General features: G+C 47.0%; 19 protein-coding genes. 18 read left to right on the top strand and 1 reads right to left on the bottom strand.

Annotated elements, in window-relative coordinates; all coding sequences use genetic code 11:
* The first annotated feature begins 69 nt into the window (after nt 1-69).
* Nucleotides 70-591 carry a general stress protein gene (locus N288_RS02675; protein ID WP_009792335.1) on the top strand — a complete coding sequence of 174 codons (522 nt, stop codon included), beginning with the start codon at nt 70-72 and terminating at the stop codon, nt 589-591.
* Nucleotides 592-874: 283 nt separating this feature from the next.
* Nucleotides 875-3,601 carry a dynamin family protein gene (locus N288_RS02680; protein ID WP_022543318.1) on the top strand — a complete coding sequence of 909 codons (2,727 nt, stop codon included), beginning with the start codon at nt 875-877 and terminating at the stop codon, nt 3,599-3,601.
* A 124-nt stretch (nt 3,602-3,725) separates the two neighbouring features.
* Here the strand turns inward: N288_RS02680 and yiaA are convergent, their stop codons facing one another.
* Nucleotides 3,726-4,199 (bottom strand): inner membrane protein YiaA, encoded by a 474-nt coding sequence (gene yiaA / locus N288_RS02685; RefSeq protein ID WP_009792332.1) that lies wholly within the window; start codon nt 4,197-4,199, stop codon nt 3,726-3,728.
* Nucleotides 4,200-4,528: 329 nt separating this feature from the next.
* Between yiaA and N288_RS02690 the strand changes: the two genes are divergently transcribed.
* From N288_RS02690 to N288_RS02775, 16 genes are all read left to right on the top strand, one after another.
* Entirely contained in the window at nt 4,529-5,452 is a 924-nt protein-coding gene (locus N288_RS02690; protein WP_022543319.1) for an ABC transporter ATP-binding protein, read from the top strand.
* Between the two features lie 3 nt (nt 5,453-5,455).
* Nucleotides 5,456-6,196, top strand: a complete 741-nt coding sequence (locus tag N288_RS02695; protein ID WP_009792330.1) for an ABC transporter permease — start codon at nt 5,456-5,458, stop codon at nt 6,194-6,196.
* The gene (locus N288_RS02700; protein ID WP_009792329.1) at nt 6,197-7,318 is read left to right on the top strand and encodes a sensor histidine kinase; all 1,122 of its coding nucleotides are present in this window, start codon (nt 6,197-6,199) and stop codon (nt 7,316-7,318) included. It abuts the gene before it with no gap.
* A gap of 15 nt (nt 7,319-7,333) precedes the next feature.
* Nucleotides 7,334-7,939 carry a response regulator transcription factor gene (locus tag N288_RS02705; protein WP_009792328.1) on the top strand — a complete coding sequence of 202 codons (606 nt, stop codon included), beginning with the start codon at nt 7,334-7,336 and terminating at the stop codon, nt 7,937-7,939.
* A 1,791-nt stretch (nt 7,940-9,730) separates the two neighbouring features.
* Nucleotides 9,731-11,098, top strand: coding sequence for an aspartate kinase (locus N288_RS02715; RefSeq protein ID WP_035401868.1), 1,368 nt, complete (start codon nt 9,731-9,733; stop codon nt 11,096-11,098).
* Nucleotides 11,099-11,199: 101 nt separating this feature from the next.
* Entirely contained in the window at nt 11,200-11,598 is a 399-nt protein-coding gene (locus N288_RS02720; protein WP_009792325.1) for a MarR family winged helix-turn-helix transcriptional regulator, read from the top strand.
* Entirely contained in the window at nt 11,599-11,940 is a 342-nt protein-coding gene (locus N288_RS02725; RefSeq protein WP_009792324.1) for a DUF3147 family protein, read from the top strand.
* Nucleotides 11,941-12,206: 266 nt separating this feature from the next.
* The gene (locus N288_RS02730) at nt 12,207-13,094 is read left to right on the top strand and encodes an alpha/beta hydrolase (protein WP_022543320.1); all 888 of its coding nucleotides are present in this window, start codon (nt 12,207-12,209) and stop codon (nt 13,092-13,094) included.
* Between the two features lie 166 nt (nt 13,095-13,260).
* On the top strand, nt 13,261-14,157 hold the full coding sequence (locus N288_RS02735; RefSeq protein WP_022543321.1) for a phytoene/squalene synthase family protein: 897 nt from the start codon (nt 13,261-13,263) through the stop codon (nt 14,155-14,157).
* Nucleotides 14,147-15,643, top strand: a complete 1,497-nt coding sequence (locus tag N288_RS02740) for a phytoene desaturase family protein (RefSeq protein WP_009792321.1) — start codon at nt 14,147-14,149, stop codon at nt 15,641-15,643. The genes N288_RS02735 and N288_RS02740 overlap by 11 nt, the downstream gene beginning before the upstream one ends.
* Nucleotides 15,636-17,033, top strand: a complete 1,398-nt coding sequence (locus tag N288_RS02745; RefSeq protein ID WP_009792320.1) for an aldehyde dehydrogenase family protein — start codon at nt 15,636-15,638, stop codon at nt 17,031-17,033. The genes N288_RS02740 and N288_RS02745 overlap by 8 nt, the downstream gene beginning before the upstream one ends.
* Before the next feature lie 31 nt (nt 17,034-17,064).
* The gene (locus N288_RS02750; protein ID WP_009792319.1) at nt 17,065-17,541 is read left to right on the top strand and encodes a glycosyl-4,4'-diaponeurosporenoate acyltransferase CrtO family protein; all 477 of its coding nucleotides are present in this window, start codon (nt 17,065-17,067) and stop codon (nt 17,539-17,541) included.
* A gap of 32 nt (nt 17,542-17,573) precedes the next feature.
* Nucleotides 17,574-19,100: a phytoene desaturase family protein gene (locus tag N288_RS02755; RefSeq protein WP_009792318.1), complete on the top strand. Its 1,527-nt coding sequence runs from the start codon at nt 17,574-17,576 to the stop codon at nt 19,098-19,100.
* 56 nt (nt 19,101-19,156) lie between these two features.
* The gene (locus tag N288_RS02760; RefSeq protein ID WP_009792317.1) at nt 19,157-20,263 is read left to right on the top strand and encodes a glycosyltransferase family 2 protein; all 1,107 of its coding nucleotides are present in this window, start codon (nt 19,157-19,159) and stop codon (nt 20,261-20,263) included.
* 404 nt (nt 20,264-20,667) lie between these two features.
* Nucleotides 20,668-21,702 (top strand): helix-turn-helix transcriptional regulator, encoded by a 1,035-nt coding sequence (locus N288_RS02770; protein ID WP_009792315.1) that lies wholly within the window; start codon nt 20,668-20,670, stop codon nt 21,700-21,702.
* A 42-nt stretch (nt 21,703-21,744) separates the two neighbouring features.
* On the top strand, nt 21,745-22,539 hold the full coding sequence (locus tag N288_RS02775; protein ID WP_009792314.1) for an SDR family NAD(P)-dependent oxidoreductase: 795 nt from the start codon (nt 21,745-21,747) through the stop codon (nt 22,537-22,539).
* Nucleotides 22,540-22,598: the final 59 nt, after the last annotated feature.

Raw genomic sequence — 22,598 nt, forward strand, 5'->3', positions numbered from 1 at the left:
TATGCCTGCGTTTTGCCTGCAGCACTAAAGGGTAAACAGCCTATATATGATTTTCATATAGGAGGCATAATGATGAAACGCGATATTATCGGTGTATACAGTTCAATAGATGAAACGATCGAGGCAATCAGGGAGCTGACGGCGAAAGGCTATGATTCAAAGGATCTGGCTGTCATTTCAAAGCGGCAGGATATTTACACCCTTGATTCGTACACAAATGCAGATGTGGAAAAGGCTGCCGGCTCAGCGCCGAAAGAGCATGATGATGAATCGTTCTGGGATAAACTGAAAGAAGCCTTCTCGCTGGACGGCGACTTTGGCGAATCCCATGAAAGGCTGACAAAGTATGGAATTGCTGAGGAAAATGTAGAGTCATATGCAGCAGATATGGATAATGACAAAATTCTCCTGGCTGTGAACGCAGATTCTGCTTTTGCCAACGCTGAAACCGGTGCTGATGAGTGGTATGGCGCAGGCCAAATCGAGAGCGGAGATGAAGGGGAAGGCACGTCAGGCAGCCCATCATTATCCGGGGAGCCAACCGTCTATACAACAGATGAACAAAACAACCTGAGAAGAGGCTCCCGCTAAGGGCTTCCATCCTTCGTCAGAGCGAACCCGCCTTCTCTAGAGGCGGGTTTTGCTTGATTAACGGTGTTTCAGGCAGTACAGAAAGAAGTTCCTGCGTAAATTTACCATATCTGAAGGTTGCTGTTAGAATTATTACAGAAGGAAACATTTCTGTATCAAAAATGAAAGTAAAATGAAATTTGTTGCATTCCATTCTTTGCTAGAATACAAGGATAGAGAGCGCAGAATAATAGGAATCTCTTTAGCATATAGTAGGTCAATCTATTTACATAAGGGGATAACAATGACGATAGAACAACAATTAATCGATAAATCATATTACGAAATGTTTATGGAAGGCCATAGCGGGGAGCAGCCTGCACAGGTGCTCGGCGAGGCATATTTCCTGGAGCAGAAAAAAGAAATACCGGAGCTTTCGGTCATCAGGTTTGCACAGGGTGAAATCTATTTCCACCATAAAGACTATGAAGCAGCCATTTTCAAATGGGAAAACATACATAACGATTTGGGGGAGTGGGCCAAAAAAAATACCGCAGACGCCTATATGGAACTGGAGCTGCATGCAACAGCCGAAGAAATATACAAGGCCATCAGGACAGAGTCACTTGTGCTCCAGACTGAGGTCCTGCTCCAGCTGTTTTCCTTATATGTCCATCAGGGCAAGCTTGATAAGGCCGTGCAGACAATAAAGGAAGCTGTTCTCCTCAATCCGGATTATCCGGATGTAACAGAGCTGGCAAGAGCCTTTTTCGAAAAGCACCAGGATTGGGGCAATGCCATTGAACTCGCTGTCAACGAAGGAGTCCGCACAAGCTCGCTCAAATGGTTTGAGGTCCTGAATGGCTATATTGATCAAGGGGCGGCAAGGAAGCTTGAGCCTGTTTATTTCCTTGACGCGCTGAAAACGGTCTTTTATAAAGATGAATCAAGATTTGAAAAGCTGTCTGTCTCCCTTTGGCAGCATTATCAGAATCAGAGCAGCAGCCATCAATGGCTTAAGGATTTCAACGGGATGATGCTGGAGCTTGAAGCGGACAGATCTTATGCATGGCATGAACTTTCCGCTATGTACAGGGAGACCTACCTGCAGCTTATCACAGGCAATTATTACGTGAAGGAATTGACTCCGCTCGTTCCTGAGCTGCTTGTGAACTGGGTTAGGATCACTGATTCCGCCAACGCGGTGCACGCTTCCGCTGCATTGCTTGCCTGGAATAAGCTATTTGCCGGATTAGACTCTAACGCTGTAGCGGATGCAGAAAATCTGATAGAGCGCTCAAGCCTTTATAACGGAGGACTGGAAGACAGCTACAAATTGTTTATGGATATTAAGAAATGGGCACTCAAAAATGATCTCCCGCTTGGTCAGAGGCTGGAATGGATCGTCGAAGAGCTCCTTGATCTTGATAACAGCCATGTCCTTGTTGCCGGCAGGCCTGGAAGCGGGAAGTCCGCATTCATTAATTATGTGCTGGGCAAGCCGGTTCTTGGAGAGGACACATCTTCCATCAGTATGTTCAAGGCTGGCGAAGACGCTGCTTTCAGTGAAGTTACCGACAGCAGGCTGATCATGATGAAAGATCTTCCGCAATATCAGGAAAATGAAGCTGCCGCCGGCCTTGAAGGAGAAAAGGTTGCTTTCAACTGCCGGGTACCGGTTCCCTTCCTGCAGGAAAACAGGATTGCGCTCATTGACACCCCGGGAGTCAAAGGGAGCGGCAGGGCAAGTGGAGAGCTGGCCCATTATCTCCCGCTTGCAGACAGCATTTTATATGTCATTAATGCAGCAGAAGGCCTTGTAGAGGAGGACCTCCTGGCGCTGGAAAGAATTCGTGAGTCTGCTCCTTTCAAAAAGGTGCACTTCCTCCTGAACAAGGTGGATGCGATTCATGATCAGCGTGAGGCAGAAAGGCTGGTCGACGAGATATCCGCACAAGTCCGGTCTTATTTCCCGCAAGGAAAAGTATTTGCCTTTTCCTCCCATTATGGAAGCAGAGAGCAGCTGGCAGATTTGGCCGGATTTTTCGATGACAGCCTGAGCCGCGACTGGTATGAGCTCCGGACACAAAGTGTGCTTGTCTATATCCAGCGCGCCTTAAGCTATCTGCTTGATAAGCGGGTGGAGGTGGAGAACTCGCTGCAGGAGGATATCCGCTGGAATGAAGAGATGGTCACGAAGCTGAATGGCGCCATCAACCAGCTCAGCGATATTGAAGAAGAAAAGACAAGGACGATCACAAAATCCTATCAATCTATCAAAGACAGAATGAGGAAGAAGCTTGAGGAGGAAATACCCGGGATCCTGCGGGGCACTTCCGAGCTGGTCACAGAAGACAGCGACTTCCGGAAAATCCATCTTGAGCTGAACGATGCAATGAACGAGCGCGTCCAGCAGTATCTGGAGGATTCTGTCCTCCCTGAATTCTACGGCTCTATCCAGAAGTGGATTGCCCTCACCACTGAAGAGTTCAATCACAGCCAGGCTTATTTATATGAAATGGGCGAAGGGTTCAATGAGTTATATGGAGAGGAAAAAATCCGGCTGGAGTGCGATTTCAAAGTGCTGGATGACTGGCGCAGGGATGCCGACAGGATGACAAGCGGAGTGAGGATGGAAAAAGTGAACATCCTACTGCGCTTCACTCCTTCGCAATTCCTGCTGAAAAGCGCCGGAAAGCTGTTTGGCGCAATCCCGCAGAATAAAGGAATGCTGTATAATAGATATAAACAATTCCTCGAAAATGAGGATTACAGCGAAAGCGTCGACGCCATTGTCAGCAAGTTCATGCAGCAGTTTGAACTGTTCGAAAAAGCACTGGAGAGGGATATTAAGATCTTCTTCCGCAATCCATTCAACGTGCTCAATATGACAGTTGAGGAAACCTTGAACACTATTGAAGCCAACGGGCAGGCTCTCAGCAAAATGAAGGAAAATCCGGAGGCTTACCGCGATCCGATCACTTTGTTTGAGCTTAGGAAGCTGCAGTATGAGCGGATGGTTCGCGTATAGAATGCAGGGGATTGTGTGCTTTCCCAAATAAAAGACTGGCCGGAATTAATTCTGGCCAGTCTTTTTGTATTTTTTCAGCAGGGTTACTGTCATGATCTGTTCTGAAGCAATGTTCTTTGCTGCTTCAATCTCTGTCTTTAGCCTGCTGGGTATCCCGGATGTTCTTCTGGACTGTAACAGCGGCAAAGACGCTGAGCACGAATGACATCGCATAAAATCCTTTTTCGCTCAGGATGATGCTTCCTGCATTGTACAAGCCGATAGCCATCAATAGTACGGCCACAATAAGTGCGAACCAGCTCAGTCCATAATAGATGCCGGTAACCGGTATTCCTTCTTCTTTGTCTCGTACCGCCTTTTGCAAAGAGACCGCAGAGTAGAGGCCGAAAATCAGGACAGCAAAATAATATCCTTTCTCGTTCAGCTGCATCGTGTCCGCATTGAACAGCCCGATCAGATAAGCCCCAGCCCCGACCATTAAAGCAGCCCAGGAAGCTCCTTTAAAAGCGGCAGTCGGTTCCCCTTCTTTCCGTTCTTCCTTCTTCTTCGGCGCTTTATTAGTGCCTTTATCTAACAAAACATCATCTTCATAAGCCATTCTCGAATCGCCTCCAGCCAGTCAAATAATTTTTTAGCACCGCAAAAGCCTGCAGCACTCTACTTCCAACATCTATTATATAGAAAATTTTTGAAATTAATAGAAAAAATTGCAATGGCTCCAGCGTGCCAGGCACCGTTCGTGGACAAATAGGGGGAAAGTGTCTTTTTAAGGTGCCAGGCACCACCCGTGGACAAAATGGGCAATAGTGTCTTTTTTGCGTACCAGGTACGGAAAATGACATTTGTCATATGAATTTGATGACATCAGGTACTAATGAGTATGGCTGGAAGGTTTTACAATGAAGTTAATTAATGGAGACGGAGCTGATGAGTATGCAACAGGCAGTTGTTTTTGAAAATGTGGTGAAAGCTTTTGGGTCCTTCAGGGCGCTTGATGGATTAAATCTGAAGGTCAATGCGGGGGAGGTTACAGCACTCCTGGGTCCGAATGGAGCCGGCAAGACTACCGCGGTGGGGCTGATGCTGAATATGCTCAAGCCTTCCTCTGGCAGGATTGAAATATTCGGGCGGGAGCCGAAGAGCAAGGAGCTCAGGGAAATGACGGGGGCCCTGCTCCAGGAAACAAAGCCTGCAGACGGCTTGCGTACAGGCGAAATCCTCCAGCTTTTCCGCAGCTATTATAAAAATCCCTTATCGTATGAAAGGCTGCTGGATCTTTCAGGACTGCATAAGGAAGAAAAAAGGAAGGCCACTGCGCTTTCAGGGGGCCAGCGGAGAAGGCTTGCATTCGCACAGGCACTTGCCGGAAATCCGAGCCTTATTATTCTGGATGAACCGACTGTCGGGATGGATGTGGAATCAAGATTCCGCTTTTGGGAAGTGATCAGCGCGCTTGCGAATGATGGGAAGACCATTCTTCTGACCACCCACTACCTGGAGGAGGCGGATGCTGTTTCTGACCAGATCTGTGTGATGGCAGAAGGAAGGCTCGTCGCTTCCGGGACTCCGCAGGCACTTAAGGCAAGGGTATCATCAAGAACAGTTTCGTTCCGTTCCTCCCAGGAGCTGGACCTGAATCTCCTGAATGGACTGCCGGGCGTCGAGAGGGCGGAGAAAAGCGGAAATGCTTATTCTCTATATGCGAGGGAAACGGATGAGCTATTGCGGAACATCATTACATCAGGCTGGGAAATCAGGGATGTCCAGGTATCCTCAGGCAGTCTCGAAGCCGCTTTCAGGCAGCTGACAGACATACAGGATCAGCATTCAGAAAATAAGGAAGGTGCGTAAAATATGAACATGTTTATTTCCCAATGGAAGGCAGAGAGCCTCCGGATCATCAGAAGCCCGTTTTTCCTGCTGTTTTCCCTTTTGATGCCATTTGTGTTTTACTTTCTGTTCGCCAGCTTGAATGGCGCGGATAAGGAAATAGCGGGCACTTCATGGGGGGCATACTCACTTATGTCCATGACCGCTTTTTCACTGATAGGGACGGCGACTTCCCAGTTTGGCATCCGCCTTGCTTTTGAAAGGAAGGAAGGGTGGATCCGCCAGCTTCAGCTTACACCTTTGTCTCACTTCACCTGGATCAGCGCCAAGGTTGCCTCGCAGATGCTTATCCATCTGCTGATCATCCTGCTGCTGTTCCCGCTGGCCGCTATTGTTTATGATCTCCACCTGACTCCCCTGCAGTGGGCAGCCTGCACGATCTGGCTGCTGTTCGGAAGCCTTCCGTTCCTGGCGCTGGGCGCCCTTGTCGGGACAATGAAGAATGCAGATGCCGCCATTGCGATTTCCAATGTCCTCTTGATGGGACTGGCGATCGCCGGCGGGCTGTGGATGCCATTGGAGGCACTGCCAGTGTGGCTGCAGAGCATCGGCAAATGGCTGCCATCCTACCATTATGCAAATGGGGCATGGGAAGTGCTTTCAGGCAATCTCATCTCATTGGAAAATATTTTCTATCTTGGCGCCTGCACGGTTTTATTTATGATACTATCAAGCTATATTCTAAAGAAACGGGATGCGGTATAAGTGAATCCTTACTGGAAAAAGTTATTTCCTGCCTCGGAAAGCTGGCCTCCGTATATCTATCTGGCCAACTTTGCACTGCCTGTATATTTCATGCTCGGAGAAGCCCCGCTTAAGAGGGAAGCGGGCTTTTTCCTGCTGCTGGCCTACCTCTTTTTTTACAGGCATCTGTACTGGTCCAGAAAATATGAAACTCCCATCATTGCATTGATGGTCGGCATGACACTGTTATTCAGCTTTTTCTATAATCCTCTGTATCTGTATCTCATCTTTCTGGTGCTCAATCATCTGGTCAGGCTGCCTCTGAAAACGATCTATATCCTGTGTGCTTGCTTTGGTGCAGCCAGTGCAGCTGTCCTGGTCCAGTCGGGCCTTTATCTTGAGCCCCTCATGCTCTCCGGCATCAGTCCGCCATTGTTCGGGGGGACGATCCTTCCTTTCGTTGTTAAAGCTTCTGCAAAATACAAGGATATGTCAGAGCAGCTGCAGGTGGCCAATATGCAGATCGAGCGCCTGGCACAGCAGGAGGAAAGGCAGCGGATTGCGAGGGAGCTTCATGATACACTCGGCCACACCCTTTCATTGATCGCACTGAAAAGCGAGCTCACAGCCCGGCTGGCCTCCAAGGACCCGGTACGGACAGAAAAGGAAGCAATGGACATCCAGCTCACGGCGCGGACGGCCTTAAAGGAGATGCGTGATCTTGTTTCAGATATGAATCTTGTCAGGCTTGAAGAGGAAATCGAACATGCCCAGACGCTTTGTGCGGCTGCCGGCATAGAATTCATTTATGAAAAACCGCCTGTGCCAGCCGGCCTGACTCCGCTCCAGGAAAGGATCCTGGCTATGTGCTTGCGAGAGTCTATCACCAATATGGTCAAATACAGCAGAGCAGCCAGATGCGTTCTGTCAGCTGCCGAAACAGATGATAAAATTCATCTTTCTGTAAGGGACAATGGCATCGGGTTTGATTTATCAGTGATCGCCAAACATTCGGGAAATGGCCTTGCAGGGATTAAGGAAAGGCTCCAGCTTGTAGAAGGGAGCCTCCAAATCAGTTCAGCTCCAGGAAAAGGAACGGCTATTAGGATGAGCATTCCACTGGTCATCAGGGAAGGATTTTAAAGGGGGAGATGGCAAATGATCAGGATTGTACTGGGTGAGGATCAGCGCCTTCTGCTTGGCGCACTCGCCTCTCTGCTTGAGCTGGAGGAAGATATTGAAGTGGCTGCGCAGGGGGAAAATGGCAGGCAAACCCTGGAGCTCGTCAAAAAGCACCAGCCTGATGTATTGATCGTCGATATTGAAATGCCTTTAATGACCGGGCTGGAGGTGGCAGAGGCGTTGAAGGAAGCCGGATCCTCCTGCAAAGTGATCATTCTGACCACTTTTGCAAGGCCAGGCTATTTTCAGCGGGCGATTGCGGCAGGTGTGGGCGGCTATCTGCTGAAGGATACCCCAAGCAGGGACCTGGCGGAAGCAGTCCGCCGGGTGCATGCCGGGAACAGAATGATTTCACCGGAGCTTTCCCTTGCCATGTGGGAGGAAAAAAGCCCGCTCACACCAAGGGAAACCGAGATACTTGAATCCGCTGCAGCAGGGCACACAATGGCCCAGATCGCCTCACAGCTGTACTTGTCACATGGCACAGTCCGAAACTACATGTCCGAAATCATCGGCAAGCTAGGTGCCGCCAACCGGATTGAAGCCGTCAATCAGGCAAAGGCGAAAGGCTGGATTAAATAGCGAAGAGAGAATAAGTGGGAATCAGGCTCTGGCTTTTTGCCGGGGCTTTTTTTGTTGGGCAGGCCTGCTCGGGCGCCAATAAGTACATGACTGGCGGAGGGAAGGGCAAGTTATGTATGGCGGGATCGGGGTTTGGAGTACATGAGTGGTGTGAAAAAGAGGAAGTCATGTATGTGGGGAGTGTTTTGGGGTACATGAGTGCTTCGGAAAAGAGGGAGTCGTGTATCTCGGGAGCGTTCTGGAGTACATGAGTGGTGTGGAGAAGAGGGGGTCATGTATGCCGGGATCGTTTTGGAGTACATGAGTGGTGTGAAAAAGAGGAAGTCATGTATGTGGGGAGTGTTTTGGGGTACATGAGTGGTGTCGAGAAGAGGAAGTCATGTATCCCGGGATCGTCCTGAAGTACATGAGTGGTGTGAAAAAGAGGAAGTCATGTATGCCGGGAGTGTTCTGGAGTACATGAGTGCTGTCGAGAAGAGGAAGTCATGTATGCCGGGATCGTCCTGAAGTACATGAGTGGTGTGAAAAAGAGGAAGTCATGTATGCCGCGATCGTTTTGGAGTACATGAGTGGTGTCGAGAAGAGGAAGTCATGTATGCCGGGATCGTCCTGAAGTACATGAGTGGTGTGAAAAAAAGGGAGTCATGTATGCCGGGATCGTTTTGGAGTACATGAGTGGTGTCGAGAAGAGGAAGTCATGTATGCCGGGATCGTTTTGGAGTACACGAGTGGTGTGAAAAAGAGGAAGTCATGTATGCCGGGAGTGTTCTGAAGTACATGAGTAGTGTGAAAAAGAGGAAGTCATGTATGCCGCGATCGTTTTGGAGTACATGAGTGGTATCGAGAAGAGGAAGTCATGTATGCCGGGATCGTTCTGAAGTACATGAGTGGTGTGAAAAAGAGGAAGTCATGTATCCCGGGATCGTTTTGGGGTACATGAGTGGTGTCGAGAAGAGGAAGTCATGTATGCCGCGATCGTTCTGAAGTACATGAGGGGTGTGAAAAAGAGGAAGTCATGTATCCCGGGATCGTCCTGAAGTACATGAGTGGTGTGAAAAAGAGGAAGTCATGTATGCCGGAATTGTTTTGGAGTACATGAGTGCTTCGGAAAAGAGGAAGTCATGTATCTCGTGAGAGTTTTTGAGTACATGAGTGGTGTGAAAAAGAGGAAGTCATGTATGCCGGGATCGTTTTGGAGTACATGAGTGGTGTCGAGAAGAGGAAGTCATGTATGCCGGGAGTGTTCTGAAGTACATGAGTAGTGTGAAAAAGAGGAAGTCATGTATGCCGGGAGTGTTCTGAAGTACATGAGTAGTGTGAAAAAGAGGAAGTCATGTATGCCGCGATCGTTTTGGAGTACATGAGTGGTGTCGAGAAGAGGAAGTCATGTATCCCGGGATCGTTCTGAAGTACATGAGTAGTGTGAAAAAGAGGAAGTCATGTATGCCGCGATCGTTTTGGAGTACATGAGTGGTGTCGAGAAGAGGAAGTCATGTATGCCGCGATCGTTTTGGAGTACATGAGTGGTGTCGAGAAGAGGAAGTCATGTATGCCGGGATCGTTCTGAAGTACATGAGTGGTGTGAAAAAAAGGAAGTCCTGTATCCCGCCATCGTAATTCGCGCAATACATAACTGCATTCACTTCAAACCCCTACACTAACCAGTCTTTTGTACACCGGTAAAAAACATTTGTGCTTTCCGGAAGGAAAAACTATTGATTTTTCTGCTTTAAAGCGTGATAATAAGAGTTAAATTTTAGCAGGGAAACTGCAGCTATGGGAGATGTGAAAATGAAGGTTGTAAAGTTTGGCGGTTCTTCTCTTGCTTCCGGCCGTGCAGTCGAAAAGGTCTTTGAGATTGCAGCAGCCGATGAGAGCCGTAAGATCATTGTTGTATCAGCTCCGGGCAAGCGATTCCCGGAGGACGAGAAAGTGACAGATATGCTGATTGACTGCGGGATATATGCCCTCGAGAAAGAGGGGATGCCTCCGAAGCTGGAAAAAATCGTTGAACGGTACAGCCGGATAGCAGCGGAGCTGGGCCTTGATAATAAGGCAGAAGAAGTCAGGGGCAGGCTCCTCGATACAATGGCCTCCGGCAAAGAGCGGCCGGAATATTTCCTTGAAAAAGTAAAGGCATGCGGCGAGGATTTGAATGCGAGATTGATAGCGGAATATTTCTCTTCCAGGGGAATTGAAGCATCATATGTAAATCCGGGGGAGGCTGGGCTTTATGTGACGGATGAACCCGGCAATGCAAGGGCGCTTCCTGAAGCCTACATCAATTTAAAGTCATTGCGGGAACGCAAAGGCATCATTATTTTTCCCGGCTTTTTCGGCTACAGCAAGCAGGGGGATGTGCTTACTTTTTCAAGGAGCGGTTCGGATATTACCGGATCCATATTGGCAAATGGCATTGAAGCGGAGCTTTATGAAAATTTCACCGATGTGGATGCTGTCTATTCAGTGAATCCCCACACGGTAAGTTCGCCGAAGGAAATCAGGGAACTCACATACAGGGAGATGCGGGAGCTGTCATACGCAGGATTTTCTGTATTCCACGATGAAGCGCTGATACCTGCCTACAAGGCCGGCATTACCGTGAATGTGAAAAATACGAATAATCCGGAGGCGCCAGGCACCAGGATTGTCGGTGAGAGGGACAATACAAATGGGCCGGTCATCGGAATTGCCAGTGATAAAGGATTCTGCAGCATCTATGTGAGCAAATATCTGATGAACCGGGAAATCGGGTTCGGCCGCAGGATCCTGCAGATTCTTGAGGATTTCGGATTGTCCTATGAACACACTCCTTCGGGGATCGATGACCTTTCCATTATTCTCAGGCAGCACCAATTTGATCATGCTGCTGAGGAACAAATAGCGGCAAGGATCAAGGAAGAGCTGGAGGCAGACGAAGTGGTCATTGAGCATGATCTTGCCCTCATTATGGTTGTCGGCGAAGGGATGAGGCATAATGTAGGCACAATGGCCAGGGCTTCAAAGGCGCTGGCAGCAGCGAAGGTAAATATAGAGATGATCAACCAGGGTTCATCAGAAGTGAGCATGATGTTCGGTGTAAAAGAAAATGATGAAAGTAGGGCTGTCAAAGCGCTTTATGAAGAGTTTTTTGAACCGGCCCGGACAGCTGTAAGATAGTTTAGGAAACCTGATTGCATGGCAGTCAGGTATTTTTCTGTGTTATTATATCGTTGTATACGATATAATCGTAAAAAACGATTTAAATTAGGAGGAATAAGATGATTGATCAAATCAATGAATACTTTACCGATATTTATTTCCATCTACACCCTGAACTGCAAGAGCCCATTTCCCACCAAAGCGTACGCATCCTGCAAATGGTAGATAAAAGACAATCCGTCATGATCCGCGATATAGCTTCGCTGCTGTCTATTTCGCATAATACAGCTTCAGAGCATGTGAAAAAGCTGACAGCGGGCGGATGGCTTTATAAAGAGAGGGATGAAAAGGATCAGCGAAAGGTGTATTTGCACCTCACAGAATCAGGAATAACGGTTCTCAAAAAGAATACAGAACTGGACGGGGGAAAACTGAAGGCGGCACTCGAAAAATTGTCTGCGGAAGAAAGGCAGCAGATTTTCAACGCCTTTAAGCTGCTGAGTGAGGCATCCAAATAAATGTATATGCTCATCAAAATATTTAGCTCTGCAGCAATCATTGGCATCATAACGGAATTGGCAAGGAGATTCCCGGTATATGGAGGCATGATTGCCGCCTTGCCGCTGGTCAGTCTGCTGAGCATCATCTGGCTGTCTGTACAGGGGGAATCTGCACAGAATGTCACCCGTTTCACCCTGGGTGTTCTGTCCGGACTCCCCGCCACGATCGTTATGCTGCTTGTCTTTTACACCGCCTTCAAACATGCAATCCAGCTGCCTTTGGCAATTATAATGGGAATCGCAGCATGGGGAATTTTCCTGCTCATTCAAAATTATTTCATGCAATCATTTATTAGATGAAAAAGTGTCCCGTCTATCATACCAATAACAGGCGTAACTCCAAAGCAGGGTCACGCTTCTTTTTGTGAAATAGTTTTATAGAAAAGTAACACATCCTTGAAAAGGTTTCGCAGCATGACTATTACCCGGAAGCGAAAACGGGAATGAAGAAAAATGAAAAAAGAGATCCAGAGAAACACGCGGAATGAAAAACAATCCATCGCTGTAGCAATCAGGTATAAATGCGTTTCATTCCAGCTAAAATGTTAAAAAGTGAGGTTACTATTATGTTCACTCTTATGGTTGCAAAAATGCTGCGCCTCCTTCCTAATCAAGCAAAAAAGAACCCTTTGATTACCAGGCAGCCTGTAAAAATGAAAAAAGATGTGATAGTTGAAACTTCTGTTCAGCCTGCCGGCATTTCCTTATATTATCCGCTGGAATCAGAGCAGGAAAGCTTTCCTGTCTATATCAATTTCCATGGGGGAGCATTCATCATGAATGAAAAAGAGATGGATGATCCTTATTGCCGCTACCTGGCCAATCAGGCAAAATGTGTTGTTATAAATGTGGATTATGCAAAAGCACCGGAATACCCTTTTCCAAAACCGATTGAACAGGGCTATGAAGTGATTCAATGGTTAAAGAGAAACGCCGGTGAGTTAAATATCGATGAGGAGAAAATCATGGTTGGCGGACAAAGCTCAGGGGCAAATATAGCAGCAGCCCTCTGTCTCTATTTGGAGGAGAAAGGGGACAGTCAGCCGCTGCTCCAGGTGCTGTCCTGCCCGATGCTGGATTTTGCCACCCCGCATGCTGATAAGCCGGAACCGGACAAGTGGCGCGCCAGATATCCGCAAGCGGCCCATTTTTTAAATATGTGCTATGTACCTGGCAAAGAACAGGCGGAGCATCCCCACGCTTCCCCTGTCCGAGCAGAAGTGAGTGAGGGCTTAGCTTCAGCTCTTATCCTGATAGCGGAATACGATGCATTCAGGCCGGAAGCCGAATATTATGCTGAGAAATTAAAAGCAGCCGGGGTGAATGTTCAAGAGGAGCTGTTCAGGGACTGTAAGCATGCTTTCACCCATAATGGCCCAAAAGAAAGTGCCGAAGAGGCCTGGAGGATGGTTGCATCTGCAATCAAAGCTGCGGCTGAATCGTATGGAAATTGAGGCACCACTTGTATAATGTGTCTTTTCAGCACATCCAAGTTTTTGCAGGTGGAAACAAGGGTATAAAATATTTTTAAGGCTGCAGACCTCCGCGGCAGCAGATAAAAAGACAATTGATGGACTGTCATATTTCAATGATCTGTTAATAGATCCAAAGGAGATGAATATGGACACAGAGCAAAGGCAAGCGGACTTTGATTATTGTGAAAGAATCATAAAAAAACATTCCAAAAGCTTTTACTATGCTTTTTCACAGCTCCCGCGTGAAAAAGCAAATGCTGTTTATGCCATCTATGCTTTTTGCCGGACCGCAGATGAGTGTGCAGATGGGAAACATTCATTTAAGAAAAAGGTTCAGCTGCTGAGGCAGCTAAAAAAGGAACTTGATCTGTTTAATGATCATGCTGAATTGGATAAGCCGTTATGGCGCGCGCTCAGACAAGTGTTCAATACATACGAAATGGATATCAGCCCATTTTATGACCAGCTGGACGGGCAGTCCATGGATTTATCCTTTACCGCCCCGAACACAATGAATGAACTGGAAAAATACAGCTACTATGTAGCCGGGTCTGTTGGTTTAATGCTTTTGCCTGTCATCGCTTCAAAACCTTCGGCGGATCTGCATTCAATCGTGGTAAACCTTGGCGTAGCCATGCAGATTACCAATATTCTGCGTGATATTGGCGAAGATTACCATGAGAAAAACCGCATCTATCTGCCCGGAGAAGAATTAAGCCATTTTCAATATTCACAGGAAGATTTACATAAAGGCATCATCAATGAAAATTTCATCAGCTTATGGGAGAAGCTTGCTGCACGTGCTGAATCATTATATAACAATTTCTTGCTCAATATAGAGCTGCTGGATGAGGACAGCCGGATACCGGTCTATTTGTCTGCTCACGTTTACAGGGGCATACTTGACGCTGTACGGAACAATGGATATCAATGTCTGACCAAACGGAACTATGTCACAAAAGAGAAAATGGCCCAAATCAATGCTGCTGTGAAAAGAGTCTTTGATTTGCGGGAAGGAGATGCATTAACAGTTGAAAAATAAAACCGTACTAGTCATCGGAGGCGGGCTCGGAGGGCTGTCAGCTGCCATTTCACTTGCCCAGGCCGGATACGATGTCTCCTTATATGAGAAAAATGACCATATCGGAGGAAAGCTGAACCGGCTCGATCAGGATGGCTTTGGATTTGATCTTGGCCCATCCATCCTGACGATGCCGCAGATTTTTGAAAAATTGTTTGCTGCCAGCGGGAAATCCATGAAGGACTATGTCCCGATTGAAAAGCTGGACCATCAATGGCGCTCCTTTTTTCCTGATGGAAATGTCATAGATTTGTATGAAGATCTGAAGGAAATGCAAGAGAAGAACGCGTCCCTGAGTGAAAAGGACATGCAGGAATATCAAAATCTGCTCGATTATTCAAAACGGATTTATGATCTGACAGATAAAACCTACTTTCAGCATGGCGTTGATACAACGAGAGAAATCATGAAGCATACGGGTCTGTTCACTGCTTTGAGGAACTTTGATTTATTTTCTACTGTTCATGGAGCCATTGATAAGCGGATCAGCAATGAACAATTCCGCGATATGCTTTCCTATTTTATCAAGTACGTAGGTTCGTCCCCTTATGATGCACCGGCGGTTTTGAATATGATGATCTATATGCAGCATGACCAGGGGGTCTGGTATGTACCCGGCGGACTGCACAATCTGGCAGGCGGCCTGGTGAAGCTGGCTGAAGAAGTGGGTGTGAAGTTCCACCTCGGCAGGAAGATCGTCAAGCTTGAAAAAAAGAACGGCGAAATTACAGGAGCCGTTATGGAAGACGGAACCGTGCTGACAGCAGATTATTTTGTTTCCAATATGGAAGTCATACCGGTATATGAACGATTGCTGGAGGAAGACAGCTCTTATGTGAAAAAATTAAAAAAGAAATTCGAGCCCGCCAGTTCCGGCCTTGTAATGCATTTGGGCGTAAAAAAGAGCTATCCGCAGCTGCGCCATCATAATTTCTTTTTTGCAGAAAACATGAAGCAGCAAATGCAATCGATCTTTCATAAGCATGAACTGCCGGAAGACCCTGTCATTTATTTAGTCAACGTCAATAAAACAGATCCTTCGCAGGCACCTGACGGACATGAAAATATTAAAGTGCTGCCCCATATTCCCTATATCCGGGATCAGAAGCCTTTTACGCAGCAGGACTATGAACAATTCGCTGAGAAGGTCCTTATCAAACTGGAAAGAATGGGACTGCAAGGGCTGCGGGAAAATATTGTCACAAAGGATGTATGGACACCGGAGGATATCAGACGGATGTATGGCTCTGACCGTGGTGCCATCTATGGAACAGTCTCAGACCGCAAGAAAAATAAAGGATTCAAGCACCCGAAACAAAGTGAACGCTATAGTAATCTATATTTTGTCGGCGGAACCGTGAACCCGGGCGGGGGTATGCCTATGGTCACTTTAAGCGGGCAGCTTGTAGGCAAGAAAATTGTTCAGCGGGATTCTTCCCATGCCTGACAATGACAGCTATTCTCTGAAATCCTTGCCGGAGAGGCAGAGGGAGGATCTGTTTTCGGCGGGGAGCCCCTCTCTTGAAGCGCGCAAAAAACAGCTTTCAAAGCTGAAAACCATGATTGTGGACCATGAAGAGGCATTTACCAGAGCCCTTCATGCAGATTTGGGGAAACCGGCATTCGAATCCTTTTCCTCTGAAATTGCCGTTTTATTGAATGAGATCGATCATATATGCAAGCATATAGCAAAATGGAACCGGCAATCCCGGTCCCGCTATCTTAAAATGGGATATATAGAATCGATTAAAAGGAAGCGGCATCCCTATGGGAGTGTACTCATTATCGGTTCGTGGAATTATCCGCTCCAGCTTTCCCTGATGCCTGCCATCGGCGCAATAGCCGCGGGGAACCGCTGCGTGATCAAGCCATCTGAACATGCACCGGCAACAGCTGAACTGCTGAAAAAGATCATCAATGATGCATTTCCTCCCGAACAGCTGCTTGTTGTGACAGGAGATGCACAGACCGCGAGCCAGTTGACTGCAGCCCCATTTGACCTGATTTTCTTTACAGGCAGCGGCCAGACAGGGAAGGCTGTGGCAGAGCAGGCAGCCAGGCAGCTCACTCCGGTGATACTCGAACTCGGCGGGAAAAATCCGTGCATCATTGATGAAACAGGGTTTTCAAAAGAGGCCGTCAGGGAAATCGTCTGGGGTAAGTTCCTGAATGCGGGACAAACCTGTATCGCACCTGACACTCTTTTTGTCCATGAGTCCATTTATGAAAAAACGCTGAATGAAATTTCTGCAGCGGTTTCTGCTTTCTATGGCGAGCAGCCCAGGGAAAGCAGTGATTATGGACGGATCTGTACCGATGATCATTTTCAGAAGGTGATTGAATTTATCGGACAGGGTGATGTCCGGCATGGAGGGTCCTATGATCGCTCCGACCGGTTCATTGCCCCGACCGTGCTGACGGATATAGAACCGGGAAGTCCGATCCTGCAGGAAGAAATATTTGGCCCTGTCCTTCCTGTCATTCCTTATACAGACATGAGAACATTATTATCCAGCGGCAGGATTCAGCGTGATGCACTTACAGGATATATTTTCAGCAAGAACAAGGACAACATCCAGCTGTTCAAGGAACATATGCGGTCATCAACCATCAGCGTCAATCAAGTGATCCACCATGCCGCAAGTCCGCATATCGCATTTGGCGGAGTAGGGACAAGCGGATACGGAGCTTATCACGGCAAAGCGGGTTTTCTGGCTTTCAGTTATGAAAAAACAGAATACAAAACACATCATTACATCCATTTTCAAGGTAAATTCCCGCCATATTCTGATACCAATATGAAAGCTTTGAAAAAGTTAAGAAAATGGCTGCTTTAATAGAAGCCTCATCATCATAAGGAGTTTTATCATGATTGCTTCACTCCCGTTTCATTGGATCATGGTCATTGATGTACTTGCATGGACTTTCTTTCATCTATCCATCTCGGCCATTTGCCTGAAGCTGCCTTTATCCTGGTTTCTAAAAGACACTTTCTGGTTCCGGATTTTCTCCTGGGAAAAGTCAGGTGAGCTGTGGCAGGGTTTATTCCGGGTGAAAAAATGGAAAGGCTATCTGATAGATGGCACGATTTTTCTCAAAAAAGGATACAGTAAGAAGGAGCTGCATGGCATCGGGCCGAGGGACTTGACTATCTTTGCCGCGGAAACAAAGCGCGCTGAATTGACGCACTGGCTTTCCATCGTGCCTGCCCCGCTGTTCTTCTTGTGGAATCCGGCAGGGGCAGGCTGGGCAATGATACTGTATGCCCTTGGTTTCAATCTTCCCATTATCGTGGTTCAACGCTACAATCGGGGGCGCATGACTAGCATTGCTTCTAAAAGATGAAGCGGAATATTGTTTGGAAATGAGGGATTTAGATGAGTAAGAAAGTGATTGTCATTGGCGCGGGTGTAGCCGGGCTTGCCACTGCTATAAGGCTGCAGCATGCAGGATACCAGGTGGAGATATACGAAAAAGGAGAGACACCCGGCGGCAAGATGAACCGGATTGAATTGGATGGCTATAAATTTGATCTGGGGCCAAGCATCGTCATGATGCCGGAATTATATCAGGAAATATTCGAATTGTGCGGCCGCGATCCTGATGATTATATTCCTATGGAAAAGCTGGACCCGATTTACCGGGCTTATTTCAGTGATATTCCCGACCAGCCTTTTGATATCTCATCAGACCTTACCAAATTGACAAAGATGATTGAATCAATCAGCGAAGATGACACGGCAGGCTTTTTTCAGTATCTGCAGGAAATTTACAAGCGCTTTGTCATCGCGAAGCATCATATTCTTCAAAGGCCATTCCGCAAAAGGTCCGATTTTTATAACCTCCCGATGCTGAAGAAAGCCTTGAAACTGAAACCATATGACACTGCCGAAACGTTCATAGGAAAATACATTAAGAATGAACGGCTGAAACAGCTGATCAGTTTTCAGACATTGTACATAGGCATTTCCCCTCTTAAAAGCCCTTCTTTTTATACCATGATCCCCATGATTCAATTTTTGTATGGAGTATGGTTTATTAAAGGCGGTATGTATACGATGGCCCTGGCCATGGAGAGGCTCTTCGGGGAACTGGGGGGAACCATTCACTATGGCAGCGATGTGCAGGAAATATCCATTCAAAATGGAGAGGCAGATGGAATCATCGTGGATGGCCAAAAGGTTTCCTCAGATTATGTTGTCTGCAATGCCGATTTCCCGCATGCGATGAAGCACCTGGTGAAAGACAAGGCAGCCAAAGGGAAATATACCGATAAAAAAATCGACAGCATGAAATACTCCTGCTCATGTTTTCTGTTATATCTCGGCATGGACCGCAAATATGAAGAAATCGACCATGTACATAATTTTATTTTCAACGAAAATCTTAATAAGAATCTGGAGGACATTTTTTCCGGAAAGAAACTGGAGAATGCCTCCTTTTATGTATACATCGCTTCAAAAATGGATCCCTCCCTTGCACCTGAGGGCAAGGATGGATTATATATCCTCATGCCAGTCTCAGATAAATCTACAGCAGACTATGAATGGAACGAGGAAACCATTTCATATTACCGGGGCTATATCTTGAGTGAATTGAAGAAAATCCGCGGCTTTGAAAATATAGAAAATGAGATTGTCACCGAAACGTATACAACACCACAGGACTTTGAGTCGAAGTTCAATGCCTATAATGGTGCCACGTTTGGCTTGCAGCCCATTTTGAAGCAAAGCAACCACTATCGTCCGCAAAGCAAGGCCAGCACTTGTGAAAATCTGTACTTTACAGGAAGCAGCACACATCCCGGCGCCGGTGTCCCGATCGTGCTGCTCTCCGCCAGAATCACCGCACAGGAACTGATTCAGGACGACACAGGCAATCTGTATGATTACTCAGCAAAATAGTGGCAGGCCGGGGATCATAAAAGCTGTGTGCCGGTACACAGGGGAAGGAGGCAGGCATGGCAGCTGCAGAAGCAATTAATCTCGCTATTGGATTTCTGGCATTTATCGTTGGCATGATTATGTTTTGGTCTTTGCCGGTCCCTGTTTTCTCCTCCAGGCTTAAGGAGGATCTCCCGTTTCTGTCCATCATTATCCCTGCCAGGAATGAAGAAGGCAGGATTTCACCGCTTCTGCAGTCATTGCAGGAGCAGAGGTTCAGACACTTTGAAATTCTGGTCGTTGATGACGATTCATCGGACAATACCAGGGCCGTTGCGGAAAGCTATGGTGCCAGGATTCTGAAGAATACAGGCTCGGGTAAATCATCAGCCTGCTGGCAGGGTGCTGAGCAGGCCAAAGGACATTGGCTATTATTTTTAGACGCAGATACAAAATTCACCAGCGTGGACGGGCTCAGAAATCTTCTTCATTTCTATCAGGGCAAGGGAGCCAGGGGCATTGTGGCATTACAGCCCTTTCATACCGTTGAGCGCTTGTATGAACACCTCTCCGTTGTATTTAACATCATTGTCGTGGTAGGGATGAATCTATTTACAATCTGGGGGTCAAAATTTAAAACCGCCGGCTCGTTCGGACCCTGCATTCTTTGCAATCGGGAAGATTACTTTTTGAGCGGAGGGCATAAAAAAATAGAGGGAGCCATCATGGATGACCTGGCACTGGGTGAGGCATTTCTGGAGCATGATCTCCCGGTCCGCTGCCTCGGCGGCAAAGGGATTATTTCCTTGCGCATGTATCCGGAAGGATTGGGCAGCCTTATCGAAGGCTGGTGCAAAAGCTTTGCCGTCGGCAGCAAATCCACTCATCCCGCCGTCATGCTGATGGTCATCTTCTGGATTGCCGGCAGCTTCATCGCTGCAGGAGCATTGATCTCTTCGATAACTGAATGGAACCCTGCAGCCATAATATTCAGTGCAGCACTGTATATACTCTACAGTATTCAAACAGCATGGTTTGCCCGCAGAGTCGGCAACTTCAGATGGGCGATCTTCCCTTTCTACCCGGTATTGTTCATGTTCTTCGCAGGAATCTATCTATACTCCTTCATCCGCGTCAACATATTCCACTCAGTGAAGTGGAAGGGGCGTAACATTAAGGTTTGAGCCAGGGGGACAGACCCCATGGCTCTTTTTTTGAAGCAGGGCCGGGGGGACAGACCCCATGGCTCATTTTTTTGGAGCAGGGCCGGGGGGACAGACCCCATGGCTCATTTTTTGGAGCAGAGCCGGAGGGACAGACCCCATGGCTCTTTTTTGGAGCAGGGCCGGAGGGACAGGGCCAGGGGGACAGACCCCATGGCTCATTTTTTGGAGCAGGGCCGGGGGGACAGACCGTTTGGCTCATTTTTTAGCCTGGGCCGAGTGCCTGTTCCTGTGGTCTTTTAAATTTGACGCAGTTTGCAAGTGGAATGTCGCCATTGGCTAGTCACAGGGCAGGTTAGGGATGATAATATAATATCTGTTCTGTTAAACAAGCTGAAACGGTAATTAAATTTGCAAGTGTGCAGATGGCCAAAGGAGGGACGATTATAACTTCTCTTACCCGGATTAAGATGCCAGCAGGATTTTGGACTGGGTTACAGCAATTAGGGATCTCGGCACAAGACGTGGTTCGAAAAGCACGAGTGCCCCTCACTATCTTGAATGAACCTGTTGTTACTGCTGCTCAGTATATTGCAATCTGGCAGGCATATTCAGACCTGGTTGACGACATTGCGGAAGGAATCATTAAACTTACAACAGTTTTTGAAACGGCGCATTATCCACCGGCGGTTTTAGCGGCTTACCATGCGCGTGATTATCGCGATGCACTAAACCGGATGGTCAGATATAAACAGCTCTGTCCTCCCGAAAGCTTACTTGTCACTACGGAAGGCGAGTATTGCCATATTGATCTGGAATGGCAGCATACCGGTGAATCTGGTCCTCCATTGCTGGCAGGCATTACATTATCATTTCTTATAGAGTTAGGGAGAAGAGGCACAGGTAAACCTTTGATTGCGAGATTCGTTGAATTTTCGCACCCAATGGGCAATGTAAACGCGCTTGAAGCTTATTTCGGCTGCAGTATCCGAATTGGAGCAGATAGAAACCGTTTAACTCTGCATCAAAAAGACCTGGTCCTCCCTTTTATCTCGTATAACTTAGAATTGCTGGAAGCTTTGACCCCTGTATTGGATCAATCATTGAACGAACAGCAGCGCAGCCGCTCAAACACCGAAGTGGTTAAGTGGATCATTGAACGCAGCTTAGCAGATGGGCGCCCCAACATTCATACAGTCGCGGGCGAACTGGGAATGAGTGATCGCACCTTACAGCGCCGGCTAACGGAAGAAGGTACAGGGTTCAATCATCTGCTCGCAGAAGTTCGGCATAGCCAGGCGCGAAAATATTTATCAAACCCTTCTATAGATATTAAAGAAGTGGCATTCCTGGTTGGCTACGAAGATCAAAATGCATTTTTCCGAGCCTTTCGCCTTTGGGAAGGAGATACTCCTTCAAATTGGCGTAATGAACATATGGAGGCAAACTCAATACATTAACCTTGTCTTTTTATTGCGATATTACGAGCGGGGGGAAAATTTATGGACATGGGTCTAAAAAATAAAACAGCTCTAGTTACAGGTTCCACCCGAGGCATTGGGAGAGCAATTGCTATTGAACTTGCCAAAGAAGGTGTGAATGTACTGATTAATGGACGAAACGGCGAAGAGGTAGAGCGAATTGTGAATGAAATGAAGTTGGATTTCCCGAATACGGCTCCCGGGAATGCAACGGCAGACATAGTGGATCGCAATCAAAGAGAAGCCTTGTTTAGAAAGTACCCCAATATTGATATTTTAGTTAACAATATGGGTATTTACGAAATCATGGAATATGAGGACGTTGACGACGAGGTTTGGGAGAAATACTTCCGGACAAATGTTCTTGCCGCAAATGGATTATCTAAATTTTATTTACCGCAAATGCTGAATAATGGCTTTGGCCGTGTTATCTTTATTGCAAGCGAGGAAGCAGTTATGCCTTCAGGACAGATGCCGCAATATTGTATGACAAAATCAATGGTATTATCATTGTCTAAAAGCTTATCTAAATTAACAAAAGGTACGGAAGTCACAGTCAATACCATTATGCCAGGACCGACACTCTCTGAAAATGTGCATCAAATAATTGATGGGATTTACCCGGATGAGGATATGAGTTTCCCGGAAAAAGAGAAAAAATTTATGAATTTAAACTTACCTCAATCCGAGTTACAGCGATTTATCAGACCAATAGAAATAGGACGACTGGCTGCATTTGTTTGCAGTCCCTATGCAAATGCGTTTAAAGGGTCCCCTATCCGTATGGACGGAGGAATGGTGCCAACTATTTATTAGAAGAACCAAGGGGACAGACCCCGTGGCTCTTTTTTGAAATTGGGCCGGGGGGTCTGTCC

The sequence above is a fragment of the Bacillus infantis NRRL B-14911 genome (assembly GCF_000473245.1).
Classification (GTDB): Bacteria; Bacillota; Bacilli; order Bacillales; family Cytobacillaceae; genus Bacillus_AB; species Bacillus_AB infantis.

Coding starts and splice junctions, on each gene's coding strand:
- N288_RS02675 (WP_009792335.1), top strand. CDS start 70: ATGATGAAACGCGATATTATCGGTGTATACAGTTCAATAGATGAAACG.
- N288_RS02680 (WP_022543318.1), top strand. CDS start 875: ATGACGATAGAACAACAATTAATCGATAAATCATATTACGAAATGTTT.
- yiaA (WP_009792332.1), bottom strand. CDS start 4,199: ATGGCTTATGAAGATGATGTTTTGTTAGATAAAGGCACTAATAAAGCG.
- N288_RS02690 (WP_022543319.1), top strand. CDS start 4,529: ATGAGTATGCAACAGGCAGTTGTTTTTGAAAATGTGGTGAAAGCTTTT.
- N288_RS02695 (WP_009792330.1), top strand. CDS start 5,456: ATGAACATGTTTATTTCCCAATGGAAGGCAGAGAGCCTCCGGATCATC.
- N288_RS02705 (WP_009792328.1), top strand. CDS start 7,334: ATGATCAGGATTGTACTGGGTGAGGATCAGCGCCTTCTGCTTGGCGCA.
- N288_RS02715 (WP_035401868.1), top strand. CDS start 9,731: ATGAAGGTTGTAAAGTTTGGCGGTTCTTCTCTTGCTTCCGGCCGTGCA.
- N288_RS02720 (WP_009792325.1), top strand. CDS start 11,200: ATGATTGATCAAATCAATGAATACTTTACCGATATTTATTTCCATCTA.
- N288_RS02725 (WP_009792324.1), top strand. CDS start 11,599: ATGTATATGCTCATCAAAATATTTAGCTCTGCAGCAATCATTGGCATC.
- N288_RS02730 (WP_022543320.1), top strand. CDS start 12,207: ATGTTCACTCTTATGGTTGCAAAAATGCTGCGCCTCCTTCCTAATCAA.
- N288_RS02735 (WP_022543321.1), top strand. CDS start 13,261: ATGGACACAGAGCAAAGGCAAGCGGACTTTGATTATTGTGAAAGAATC.
- N288_RS02745 (WP_009792320.1), top strand. CDS start 15,636: ATGCCTGACAATGACAGCTATTCTCTGAAATCCTTGCCGGAGAGGCAG.
- N288_RS02750 (WP_009792319.1), top strand. CDS start 17,065: ATGATTGCTTCACTCCCGTTTCATTGGATCATGGTCATTGATGTACTT.
- N288_RS02755 (WP_009792318.1), top strand. CDS start 17,574: ATGAGTAAGAAAGTGATTGTCATTGGCGCGGGTGTAGCCGGGCTTGCC.
- N288_RS02760 (WP_009792317.1), top strand. CDS start 19,157: ATGGCAGCTGCAGAAGCAATTAATCTCGCTATTGGATTTCTGGCATTT.
- N288_RS02770 (WP_009792315.1), top strand. CDS start 20,668: ATGGCCAAAGGAGGGACGATTATAACTTCTCTTACCCGGATTAAGATG.
- N288_RS02775 (WP_009792314.1), top strand. CDS start 21,745: ATGGACATGGGTCTAAAAAATAAAACAGCTCTAGTTACAGGTTCCACC.